At 62.5% G+C, this 11765-nt stretch carries 11 protein-coding genes and 1 pseudogene; 6 read left to right on the top strand and 6 right to left on the bottom strand.

Features of this window, described 5'->3' with window-relative positions; translation table 11 throughout:
• Window positions 1-47: 47 nt before the first annotated feature.
• Genes B2J89_RS19845 through B2J89_RS19830 form a run of 4 tightly spaced genes read right to left on the bottom strand, consistent with a single transcriptional unit; the run spans window position 48 to window position 3864 of the window.
• Window positions 48-926: an oxaloacetate decarboxylase gene (locus B2J89_RS19845; protein WP_169168856.1), complete on the bottom strand. Its 879-nt coding sequence runs from the start codon at window positions 924-926 to the stop codon at window positions 48-50.
• 60 nt (window positions 927-986) lie between these two features.
• Window positions 987-1580 carry a 3-isopropylmalate dehydratase small subunit gene (gene leuD / locus B2J89_RS19840; protein ID WP_169170607.1) on the bottom strand — a complete coding sequence of 198 codons (594 nt, stop codon included), beginning with the start codon at window positions 1578-1580 and terminating at the stop codon, window positions 987-989.
• A gap of 8 nt (window positions 1581-1588) precedes the next feature.
• Window positions 1589-2989: a 3-isopropylmalate dehydratase large subunit gene (leuC, locus tag B2J89_RS19835; protein WP_169170606.1), complete on the bottom strand. Its 1401-nt coding sequence runs from the start codon at window positions 2987-2989 to the stop codon at window positions 1589-1591.
• Complete coding sequence (locus B2J89_RS19830) at window positions 2986-3864, bottom strand: oxaloacetate decarboxylase (RefSeq protein WP_169170605.1); 879 nt, start codon at window positions 3862-3864, stop codon at window positions 2986-2988. The genes leuC and B2J89_RS19830 overlap by 4 nt, the downstream gene beginning before the upstream one ends.
• A 126-nt stretch (window positions 3865-3990) precedes the next feature.
• On the opposite strand from B2J89_RS19830, the gene B2J89_RS19825 reads away from it, so the two are divergent.
• Both B2J89_RS19825 and B2J89_RS19820 read left to right on the top strand, forming a co-directional pair.
• Window positions 3991-4761 (top strand): GntR family transcriptional regulator, encoded by a 771-nt coding sequence (locus B2J89_RS19825; RefSeq protein ID WP_206043109.1) that lies wholly within the window; start codon window positions 3991-3993, stop codon window positions 4759-4761.
• A gap of 237 nt (window positions 4762-4998) precedes the next feature.
• A pseudogene (locus B2J89_RS19820) lies at window positions 4999-5399 on the top strand (integrase core domain-containing protein); the annotation flags it as partial.
• 266 nt (window positions 5400-5665) lie between these two features.
• Here the strand turns inward: B2J89_RS19820 and B2J89_RS19815 are convergent.
• A complete protein-coding gene (locus B2J89_RS19815; RefSeq protein ID WP_169170603.1) occupies window positions 5666-6385 on the bottom strand; it encodes a GntR family transcriptional regulator in 720 nt (239 codons plus the stop codon).
• 424 nt (window positions 6386-6809) lie between these two features.
• Between B2J89_RS19815 and B2J89_RS19810 the strand changes: the two genes are divergently transcribed.
• From B2J89_RS19810 to B2J89_RS19795, 4 genes are all read left to right on the top strand, one after another.
• Window positions 6810-7652 (top strand): tripartite tricarboxylate transporter substrate-binding protein, encoded by an 843-nt coding sequence (locus tag B2J89_RS19810; protein WP_169170602.1) that lies wholly within the window; start codon window positions 6810-6812, stop codon window positions 7650-7652.
• A 102-nt stretch (window positions 7653-7754) separates the two neighbouring features.
• Window positions 7755-8654 (top strand): oxaloacetate decarboxylase, encoded by a 900-nt coding sequence (locus tag B2J89_RS19805; RefSeq protein ID WP_169170601.1) that lies wholly within the window; start codon window positions 7755-7757, stop codon window positions 8652-8654.
• 20 nt (window positions 8655-8674) lie between these two features.
• Window positions 8675-9928: an aconitase/3-isopropylmalate dehydratase large subunit family protein gene (locus B2J89_RS19800; protein WP_169170600.1), complete on the top strand. Its 1254-nt coding sequence runs from the start codon at window positions 8675-8677 to the stop codon at window positions 9926-9928.
• Between the two features lie 9 nt (window positions 9929-9937).
• Window positions 9938-10450: a 3-isopropylmalate dehydratase gene (locus B2J89_RS19795; RefSeq protein ID WP_169170599.1), complete on the top strand. Its 513-nt coding sequence runs from the start codon at window positions 9938-9940 to the stop codon at window positions 10448-10450.
• Between the two features lie 427 nt (window positions 10451-10877).
• Here the strand turns inward: B2J89_RS19795 and B2J89_RS19790 are convergent.
• Window positions 10878-11765, bottom strand: an 888-nt coding sequence (locus B2J89_RS19790) for an oxaloacetate decarboxylase (RefSeq protein WP_205763767.1), incomplete at its 5' end; no start/stop codon positions are given.

Below are 11765 nucleotides of genomic sequence, written 5' to 3'. Positions count from 1 at the left end.
GGCCTGCCGAGAGTAGTGCGGATTGTCATTCTGGTTTTAGGCTGCCGTCAGCCTTCGCCACCCGAATAGCGCTTCTCGAGCTCGCTCACTTCCTTCATGCCCATGATCGCCGGGATACCCAGTGCGAAGGGCAGGATCATGTCGCTCAGACCTCGCACGCTTCCGTCGCGCTTGATTCGCGACAAAGCCTCTTGCATCGCGAAGAGCGCCGCTCGTACGAGCGTGCCTGGGAGGCTCACGCGCGCCACGCCGAGCGCCTGCAAGTCGGAGAAGGTCAAATCGAACTTCGTCTTGCCGCCTTCCACGATGTTGATGCCCACTGGTCCGTTGATCCCCTTCACCACCGCCTCGATTTCTTCCGTCGAACTGACGCCCTCGACCATCACCATGGTCGCACCGACCTCCAGGAACGCGTTGCCGCGCCGTACTACCTCGTCCATGCCGGCTACGGCGAGTGCGTCAGTGCGAGCGTTGATGACGAAGTCGCGGTCATTCCTTGCGTCGCAGGCGGCCCGTATCTTTGTCACCGCCTCGTCGAAGCCGATGATCTGCTTGCCTTCCAAGTGACCGCATCGCTTCGGAGACACCTGATCTTCGATGTTGATGCCCGCCGCACCTGCGCGCTCGAACGCTTGCACGGTGTAGTACGTATTGACCGCATTCCCGAAGCCAGTGTCGCCGTCCGCCATGACCGGAATCCCTACGTTCTCGACGATATTCCTGGTCGCGCAAAGCATGTCGTTCATGGAAAGCATGCTGTAGTCAGGTCGGCCAAGATACGCCGCCGAAATACCAGAGCCAGTGCACTGGATCGAATCGAAGCCCGCCCGCTCTATGAGCTTGGCACTGATGGGATCGTAGGCTCCAGGCATGACAAGGATCTCGGGGGAGCGAATTAGCTCCTTCAAACGCGAAGTGAGGCGCATGGCGGGTTTTTAATGGGGGCTAATGGGGACCAGCGTCGGTCGACTTCCTGCTGGTGTGGGCTAACGGCCAACGTAATCCGCTTCGAAGGCTTCGATCTCGCGCAGCTTCGAGCGCGTGTAGTCGAATTCGTCTACCCCTTCAAGCAGCAACTGGCGCCGAAACGGGTCCATGTGGAACGTTGCCTCAAAACCCTCGGGGCCGCGCACGCGCTCCGAGCGCAGGTCGACTTCAAGCTGAAAATCCGGATTTCTGTGCACCAGAGCTGCCAGCTCCTGCAACACGTTGTCGGGAAGGAGCACCGCCAACAACGAGTTTTTGTCGCAGTTTGATTGAAAGATGTCGGCGAAACTCGAGGCGATGACGCAGGCGAAGCCGTAGTCAACCAGCGCCCACGCGGCGCTCTCGCGTGAGGAGCCACAGCCGAAGTTCAGGCCGCCCAACAGGATGGTTGAGCGCGCGAACGGTTCCTGATTCAGTATGAAGTAAGGGTTCTTCGAACCATCCGGCCGAAAGCGCAGGTCGTGGAACAGCTGCTCAGCGAATCCCTCGCCCCGCGGGCGGGATAGGAAACGCCCGGGCATGAGCTGGTCGGTGTCGACGTTGGGCTGTGCAAGGGGCGCGGCGATGCCGCAAATGATTTCGATCTTGTTCAATGGCTATCTCAGGCGATTAGGGTACGGACATCGACCAGTCGGCCGGTGACTGCGGCAGCGGCGGCCATTGCAGGGCCGGCCAGGTGAGTGCGAACCGACGGTCCCTGCCGACCAACGAAGTTGCGGTTGGACGTGGACACGATACGTTGGCCTGGCTCGCCTATGTCGCCGTTCATTGCGGGGCAGAGAGAGCAACCGGGCTCGCGCCACTGCGCGTTCGCCTCGAGGAACACGCGATCGAGTCCCTCGGCTTCCGCCTGCGACTTGACCAGACGAGAGCCAGGTACGACCCAGGTGGACACCACGACCCGCCGGCCGCGCAGCACGTGCGCGGCGGCTCGCAGGTCCTCAATTCGGCTGTTCGTGCAAGAGCCGATAAAGACGCGGTCCACTTTGATACCAGCCAGGGGCTCACCCGGCCGCAGCCCCATATACTCCAGCGCGCGTGTCTTGTCCTGCCGCTGCTGCGCGGACGCAGCGGTGGCGGGATCGGGCACGCACGCAGTGATGGGCATTGCGTCTTCCGGGCTTGTGCCCCAGCTCACCATCGGCTCGATTGCGCTGGCGTCGATCACTAGTTCGCGGTTGAAAGTGGCGCCTTCGTCGGTGGCCAGCGACCGCCACCTGACCAGCGCGGCGTCCCACGCCGCTCCGCTGGGCGCGTACGGCTTATCGCGGAGATAGGCGTAGGTCACCTCGTCTGGGGCCACCATTCCAGCGCGAGCACCCGCCTCGATCGACATGTTACAGACGGTGAGACGACCCTCCATCGACAGAGCCCGAATGGCTGGGCCTCCATACTCGATTACGTGGCCGGTTGCGCCGTTGGCGCCGATCTGGGCGATCAGGGCCAACACAAGGTCCTTAGCGCACACGCCCGGGCCAAGCTTCCCCTCGAATCGCACCCGCATGGTTTCAGGCCTCTTCTGCCAGAGGGCCTGCGTTGCCATCACGTGCGCTGCTTCCGAAGAGCCGATGCCAAACGCGAGCGCGCCCAACGCGCCGTGTGTGGACGTATGGCTGTCGCCGCAGACGATGACAGAGCCGGGAAGTGATAAGCCCTGCTCCGGCCCCACCACATGGACGATGCCCTGTCTCCGGTCGTCTAGGCCGAACACTGGGACACCGGCGCGGCCGGCGTTCTCCGACAAAGTCGCCACCAGGTTGGCGTGTTCGCGGTGCGTGTTCACGCCGCCCCGACCGGAATCAGTGCCGACATAGTGGTCTGGCACTGCGACAGTTCGATCAGGGCGCCGTATATTCAACCCGCGTCCATGCAGCAGCCTGAAGGCGTTGTGGGATCCGTCGTGCAGATAGTGGCGGGTGACGTACAGAAGGCTGGCACCATCCTCGCGCCGGATGATCTCGTGGCGCGACCAGATCTTCTCAAACAGGGTCCGTGCGCTCACAACCCGCCTCTTTGATTCGCGGCACCGCGGGCGCGGATCGCTTCCCACTCCAGGCCACTGAAGCGGTCGAAACCGTCGCGGAACGCGCCTGCATTCGGGACCGGCTTCGGCACACCGCTCTTGTTCAGGTCGTCGAGCACCGCGTCGAAGACTGCGATTGCGGCACGGAACAGAATGCCTGGCTGTATGGCGATCTTGTAGCCCATGGCTTCGGCATCTTTCAGGCTCACCACCGGCGTTTTGCCGCCCATTACCATGTTCAGCAGGCACGGGCCCTTGACCAGACGAGGGATGCGCGCCAGTTCCTCGGTCGACCGGGCGGCCTCGACGAAGGCGACATCGGCGCCGGCTGCTAGCGCCTCATTGGCGCGCGCAATCGCCTCGTCCATGCCGACAACTGCGAGGGCGTCCGTGCGGGCGATGATTACGAAATTGAGATCACGTCGAGCCTGCACCGCCGCACTGATCTTGCTAATAAATTCAGCGCGGGGCACGATGTCCTTGCCATCGAGGTGGCCGCAGCGTTTAGGCGATACCTGGTCCTCGATGTGGATGGCGGCGACGCCGCGCGATTCGTATTCCCGCACGGTGCGCGTGACGTTCAGTTCGTTGCCATAGCCGGTGTCTGCGTCGGCGATCACAGGCAGCGCAACGGAGCGAGCAATGACGCCAGCGTTCTCCACCATCTCTGACATAGTGAGCAGGCCGAAGTCTGGGAAACCGCGCGAGGCAGCGGTGCCCGAGCCGGTCATGTAGACCGCCGGGAATCCGGCAGTCTCTATTGCGCGACTGGAGATCGCGTCGTAAGCGCCGGGCGCCACTATAAGGGGGCGTTGGGCGAGCAAATCTCGCAGGGTGGTGGTGGTGGTGGTCAAGGTCTGTCCTTCTTTCTTACATTATATGTATATGATGTAAGAACGTCAACAGAAACTTCGCTGAAGGCTAGAATCGGCAGGAATCGATTCCGCCCCCTTATGAAAAGCAGTGCCCAACCTGTTCCTTTGTCCCGTAACCCCGGCACCCTGCTGCACCGCCAGTTGTTCCTGGTCCTGCGCGACCAGATCACGCGTGGCATGTACCTCCCCGGAACTCTCATACCCAAGGAAGACGAGCTCTGCGAAATGTTTGGCGTATCGCGCATCACGGTCCGGCGGGCGGTTAGCGATCTCGAGCAGCTCGGGCTCGTGAAGAAGCAGCAAGGCCGCGGCACCTTCGTCTGCGAGCCCAAGGCAGACAAGCGGCTCGGAACCAGTCTGAGCTTCCTGGACGCTCTCACTAAAACCTCGCGTGACACGGTCGCCAAGGTCCTGATCGTCGAGACGCAGCGCGCGCCGGGCGCCATCGCCCTTCAGCTACGCCTCGACGCGGGTGCGCAGGCCGTCCATGCGGTGCGGCTGCGCTCGGCCAACAACGTACCGTTGGTGCTGACGGATGCCTGGGTGCCGGAGTATCTTGGCAAGCACGTGACCCGATCCGAGCTGAGGAAGCGGCCCTTGTTCGAGATTTTGCTGGCAGAGGGCATTACGTTCGCCCGCGTGGTGCAGGAGGTCACCGCGGTGGCGGCCGACCCGAACATGGCGGGGCTCCTGACCACCGATGTCGGTTCGCCGCTGCTTCGGATAACACGTGTCATTTACGACGAGGGGCAACGTCCCGTGGAGCATCTCACGGCCTATGTATCCCCGGAACGCAGCCGTGTCCTTATGGAACTGCCGCACTCAGCCATCAACACGCTGAGTGCGGGCCGCATTACCCACGATCTAATGGTGTAGCCGACCTCTTGCGCGCCAAGCCGGCGCCCCGTGGGTAAGCCCGCTCGGGCTTTTCTCCGCGACGACGGTTGTTGTGCGATCCGCTTGCGCGTCGGGTGAGGGGCGCCGGGTGCTGCAGAATGTTGACAGAGGGTCCTCCACGCCAAGACAGCGATGCCGCCGTGCGTGTCGAAGCGCACCGCTTGCTTTGAACGCAATTGAGCGGCGGTGACTTGGTCCTCGGACCAGTGGTTTTCTAAGGGCAAGGGCCTGCCCGGCGAACCAGTACGCGTGATGCTGATCGAGGCGGTCGAGCGGCGCTTCGGCACTGTAGAAGCCATCCCTGCCGACCACGAGCTGGAGTTCCTCAGCGACAACGGGGGTGCCTACATCGCAGCGGATACCCGCGGCGTAGCTCGCCAACTGGGTCTGCGGCCGATCAACACGCCCGTGTGCAGCCCGCAAAGCAACGGAATGGCCGAGAGCTTCGTCAACACGTTCAAACGTGACTACGTCACTCGCATGGACCTGACCGACGCCCACACGGTAATGGCGCAGCTACCGGCAGCCTTCGAACTCTCTTTAACGAGGTGCATCCGCACTCGTCGTTGAAGATGCGATCCCCCAGGGAGTTCAGGCGGCACCGAGCCGCACGCGCGCCAAGTTGCCCTGGACCAACCGGCGCTACATGGCGACTAGAACGTGTCCGGGTAGGGGTCAAGATCAGCGAGTCGTGGGCAACCCCAACCGACTGTCCGCCTCTCACGTCAGCTATCGCAGCGGACCCCCGCCACTTGCGCAAAAGCAGTCTGTGTTACCGGAATGGCTGGGCGTAGACAAAAGAGGATCCCTCGGCAGGTGCAGGCACGTGGGGGCTTCGAGGCTGCAGCGCATGGGCAACGCTAGTAGGGCTCGTCGCCCAAAACTAGCGACGGGTAGTCGTGAAGTTACCGATCATCTCATCGCGATTAATAAAGATGTGGTCGCGCAGCAGGAACTCCGCGCGCTCGGGCTGGCGATTGAGAAGGGCCTCAAATACCGCCTTGTGATGTGCCAGCGCCTTCTGACTCTGTTCGCGGCGGTAGAGCTTCGCGAGCTCGGCGCGGTCGTGCACGCGGTGCGTCTGGTCATAAATGCGAGGGATGTGTCGCAACTGCACTACCGTGCGCGTGAGGAAAGGGTTGGCCGCACGCGCCAGGATGGCGTCATGGAACTGCCAGTTGAGGCGGAACCACTCGTCCTGCAGCTCGTCGTTCCACTTGTTGCCGTGCAGCACCTCCTCGCAGCGTGCGAAGTTTCGCTCGACCAGCCCCACGGTCGCGTCGTCCAGGCCCTTGACCGCCACAGTCCGCGCAGCATGGCCCTCGAGCACCATGCGCGTGTCGAAGGCATGTTCGACTTCGCTCGCGTCTAGGCTGCGTACCGTGAAGCCGCAGTGCGGCTCGTAGCAGACGAGGCCCTCGTCGGCCAAGGCCTTTAGCGATTCGTGCACTGGCGTGCGCGATACCGCGAGGCGGTCCGCCAGCATCTGCCCCTGGAGTCGTGAGCCCGGCGCGAGGTCGCCGTCCACTATCAGGCGACGGATGGCCTCGGTGACGGCTTGGGTGCGAGTCGGTTTGTCGAGCGTGGTGCGGATTCTTCCCATGGTGCTTGATCAGTTGACGGCTGCATGCAATTGTACGGGCCTCACTTCGACGGGGCATCACGGTGCCAGTTGTTCGCCGAGCGGCCCCGAGCCCACGCACATTCAGTGCTCAAGTTCATTGAGCACTGAATGTGGAACGCTCGGGCGAGAGGGTCATCCGGGGCCTCTATGAGCTGCTCGAGGCGAGTAGCAACGCGCTCGGCATGGTTTGAACAACCCAAAACCGAGCTTGACGAGTCGTACTTTTCCATGCAATAGTACAACTTGCTATGAATTGGCCATATTTATGAGACCATCAATCAACCGCATGCTTGCAGGCCTCGCGATGGCTATCGCTGCCGGAGCTACCGCCGGGGCCTCCGCCCAAACCGCCTATCCCGTCAAGCCAATCCGCTTGATCGTGCCATCCGCCCCAGGCGGGAGCGTGGACAAGCTCTCGCGCGCGATCGGCAAGCGCCTGCAGGAGAAGTTGGGGCAGCCGGTGGTAATCGACAACCGTGCTGGCGCAGGGGGCACGATTGCCGCGGAGGCTGCGGCCACCGCCGCGCCGGATGGCTACACGCTGATGATGGGGACGGTGTCGAGCCTGGCCACCAACGTGGCCCTGGAGAAACTGCGCTACGACCCGATGAGGGACTTCGCGCCCGTGATCCTGGTCGCCCAGCAAGACCTTGCGCTAATCGTCGCCAGTGGCTTGCCGGCTGGCACGGTGAAAGACCTGGTGCAAACGGCGCGTAGGGAGCCGGACAGGTTTTCGTACTCGTCAGCCGGCCGCGGCACCGGCGGGCACCTCTCCGGTGAGCTGTTCAGCCAGTTGAGCGGCGTTCGCATGCTCCATGTACCCTATAAGGGCGTCTCGCAAGCGGCTACCGACGTAATCGGCGGTCAAGTGACGCTCACCTTCGCGAGTCTCGCCTCGGCGCACACACTGGCGAATTCGAAGAAGGTCAAGCTGATCGCCGTCACCGGCGATCAGCGCGCGGCCAGCTACCCCGACGTGCCAACGATGGAGGAGTCGGGCATCACGGGGTACAAGTCGTCCACCTGGTACGCGTTGGTCGCGCCGGCCAAGACGCCGCCAGCCATAGTCCAGCGCATCAACGTCGAGGTCTCTGCCATGCTGGCGGAGAGGGAGACCAAAGATCAGTTCGCGGGCGAAGGAATCGAGCTCGTAGGCGGCACGCCGCAGCAGCTGAGCAAGCACATGAAATTGGAAATTGACAAATGGGGCAAAGTAATCCGCGCCGCCGGCCTCGACAAACAGTGACCCGCGTGGCGCGTGCGGCGCTCCCCACGGGGCAACGCCGGACTTACGGTCGGACGGACTGCGGCTGGCGCGCGCGACAGATATATTCTTTTGGAGCAACACATGCCTTCTCAATCGCGCGGTTCCGCGCTTAAAGCGCTGATTGCAGCACCCGAAATCCTCGTTACGCCGGGAGTGTATGACGGCTTCTCCGCCCGCTTGGTCGAGAAGATGGGGTTCAAGACCGCCAGCATCTCCGGAGCCGGGACGTCGGAAAGCCGTCTGGGCTGGCCCGACCGCGGCCTGATGGGACTGGAGGACAACCTGGCCAATGCGCGGCGCATCGCCGACTGCACGGATCTGCTGCTGCAAGCAGACGCCGATACTGGCTATGGCAACGCGCTCAACGTGTACTTCGTCGTCCAGGCGTTCGAGAAGGCCGGCATGGCGGCCGTCATGATAGAGGACCAGGTCTGGCCCAAGCGCTGCGGCCACATGGCCGGTAAGGCTGTGATTGGGACGGCGGAAATGGTGGACAAGATCAAGGCTGCGGTGGACGCGCGGCGCGACTCGAGCTTCGTCATCAAGGCGCGCACCGACGCCGCGGAGCCGCTGGGGATTGAGGAAGCAATAGACCGGCTGAATCGGTACGCCGAGGCGGGTGCCGACTGCTTGTTCGCCGACGCGCTGCATTCGCTAGAGGACATCCGGAAGGTGGCTCGCAGTGTGCTCAAACCGCTGAGCGTCAACATGGGCCTGGGGATTCGACAGCGGCAGACGACACCCTTGGTGTCGCCCGGCACGCTCAAGGACGCGGGAGTGGCGCAAGTCACGTATCCGCGCCTGCTTTCCGCAGCCGCGCTAAAGGGCATGACCAATGCCATGGAGGTCTTCATGGCCGATGTGGTGCAGAACAACAGGGTGGTAGATCGACCCGACCTTTCGGCCTCGTTTGACGAGATTAACGACCTTATGGGCATGGCGTTCCTCGACGAATTGGAACGTCGCTACGCGGCTCGGTAATTAATGAAGAGGACCTCGCAATGGGCATGACCACAGTCGAGAAGATCTTCGCTCGCAAGACGAAGCAAAGGAAGGTCTCTCCGGGCGACCTGGTGACGGTGGAGGTGGACACGGTCGTCATGATCGACAACAGCTTCAACCCAAGCCGCTGGCGCGAGATCCGCAAGCTGCACGATCCGCGCAAGGTGGTGGTGGTGTTTGATCACCGCGTGCCGGCGCCAACGGTGCATGCGGCGATCGCCCACCGCAACGGCAGAAAATTCGTTGAGCGCTTTGGCATCGAACGAGTGCATGATGTCGGATTCGATCAGGGCATTTCACACCAAGTGGTGTTTGACAAAGCCTACGGCTTGCCTGGCACGGTCCTGGTGTGCAGCGACTCGCACACCTGCTCGGCCGGCGTACTTAACTGCTTGGCGCGCGGCGTTGGCGAACCCGACGTGATGTACTCGGCCATCATGGGCGAGACTTGGTTTCGCGTCGGCGAGACCATCCGGTACGAGCTGCACGGGAGGCTGTCGCCCGCGGTGACGGCCAAGGACGCTTTCCTGCAGATCGCGGGGCAGTACGGCGACCACGCGAACCAGAACGTCGAGTACGGCGGCCCCGGCCTGGCCTCGCTGTCGCTGGCGGCTCGCAAGACGCTCACGACGATGTCGGCCGAGCTGTCAGCCGAGTTCGCGGTGTGTGATCCAGACGATATGCTGCTCGACTACGTACGCTCCCGCACCGCCGAGCCTTTTGAGCCGGTGAGCCCCGACGCCGACGCGAACTACCTGGACGTGCGCAAGGTGGACCTCGGCGCCCTGCAACCCCTCGTGGCGTTTCCCGATACGGTAGTAGACAACTCGCGTCCCGTGAGCGAAGCGGCCGGCATACGCATCGACCAGGCCTTCATCGGCTCTTGCGCCAACGGCACGCTGGAGGACCTGCAGATCGCCGCTCGCGTGCTGCAAGGCCGACGCATTGCACCCAGCGTGCGGCTCATCGTCACGCCCGGTTCGCAGCAGATCTATCGCGAAGCGTTGCGCGACGGAACGTTAGCTGCGCTGAGCGATGCCGGTGCCATCGTCACGCCGTCGACCTGTGGTGCCTGCGGCGGCGGTCACCTGGGCGTGCTTGGACCGAACGAAACGTGCATCACCGCGAGCACGCGCAACTTCAAGGGCCGCATGGGTGACTCAAGTGCGCGCATCTACATGGGTTCGCCCGCGACGGTGGCAGCCAGTGCGATCCGCGGAACTATCGCGGATCCTCGCGAGTTCCTCGAATAAGGAGGCGTCATGAAATTCATTGCGCGCGTCTGGAAGTTCCCGGACAACATCAACACCGATCTCATCATGCCGTCGACGTGTTTCCACCTGTCGGCCGAAGAGCAGGTGCGCTTCGTATTCCAGGCAAACCGGCCGGGCTGGATCGATGAGGTGCAACCCGGCGACATCTTGCTGGGCAGCCGCAACTTCGGTATGGGTTCCAGCCGCCCGGCGGCGCGGTCGCTCAAGAATGCGGGACTCGCCTGCCTGGTTGCGCACTCGGTCAACGGGCTGTTTTTCCGCAACTGCGTCAACTTCGCGTTCCCTGCAATGGAGTGCCCCGATGTGCATGGTGCCTTCGACGAAGGTCAGCACGCGGAGATCGACTTCGAACGCTCCACCGTGCGCAACCTTGACACCGGCGCTGAACTGCAGGGCCGGCCCATGCCCGCCAAACTGATGGACTTGGTAAAGGCCGGTGGCATCTACCCCTTGCTGGAGCAGCGTGGATACATTGAACCGCCCCCAGTGAAGGCGGACTAGGACGGGCTCAACAAGGCCGATCCAAAAGCGCATTCAGAGCGACAACTTGACGCGTGACCATGAACTGCTGCTCTCGGCTCCCGGTTCCACGCAGCATGGACGTCATGGCCTTGCTTCAGGCTGCTTTTCGAACGCACCACTCTGGTTATTGCCAGCGATGGCTTTCGCACTAGTAGCACAGCCAACTCAGCACTCCGTCAGAGTCCTCATACATCGGACCTTCATAATTAAGAAAGAAGCTCCAGTGGCGCTGGTGACGCTCTGCTTTCCCGCGCTTAGAGGCCCAAGGCGGCGGCCACCAGTTTTCCTGCAGCCGACTACCTGGCTCTACCAATCGGTTAAGCCTGAGCACGCGAGCGCTCTGGCCACTAATTCCGCACGGCCTGCCGAGAGTAGTGCGGATTGTCATTCTGGTTTTAGGCTGCCGTCAGCCTTCGCCACCCGAATAGCGCTTCTCGAGCTCGCTCACTTCCTTCATGCCCATGATCGCCGGGATACCCAGTGCGAAGGGCAGGATCATGTCGCTCAGACCTCGCACGCTTCCGTCGCGCTTGATTCGCGACAAAGCCTCTTGCATCGCGAAGAGCGCCGCTCGTACGAGCGTGCCTGGGAGGCTCACGCGCGCCACGCCGAGCGCCTGCAAGTCGGAGAAGGTCAAATCGAACTTCGTCTTGCCGCCTTCCACGATGTTGATGCCCACTGGTCCGTTGATCCCCTTCACCACCGCCTCGATTTCTTCCGTCGAACTGACGCCCTCGACCATCACCATGGTCGCACCGACCTCCAGGAACGCGTTGCCGCGCCGTACTACCTCGTCCATGCCGGCTACGGCGAGTGCGTCAGTGCGAGCGTTGATGACGAAGTCGCGGTCATTCCTTGCGTCGCAGGCGGCCCGTATCTTTGTCACCGCCTCGTCGAAGCCGATGATCTGCTTGCCTTCCAAGTGACCGCATCGCTTCGGAGACACCTGATCTTCGATGTTGATGCCCGCCGCACCTGCGCGCTCGAACGCTTGCACGGTGTAGTACGTATTGACCGCATTCCCGAAGCCAGTGTCGCCGTCCGCCATGACCGGAATCCCTACGTTCTCGACGATATTCCTGGTCGCGCAAAGCATGTCGTTCATGGAAAGCATGCTGTAGTCAGGTCGGCCAAGATACGCCGCCGAAATACCAGAGCCAGTGCACTGGATCGAATCGAAGCCCGCCCGCTCTATGAGCTTGGCACTGATGGGATCGTAGGCTCCAGGCATGACAAGGATCTCGGGGGAGCGAATTAGCTCCTTCAAACGCGAAGTGAGGCGCATGGCGGGTTT

The sequence above is a fragment of the Acidovorax sp. SRB_24 genome (assembly GCF_012931925.1).
Note: the sequence above shows the minus strand (reverse complement) of the source record. Positions and strands in the feature narration are given on the sequence as shown.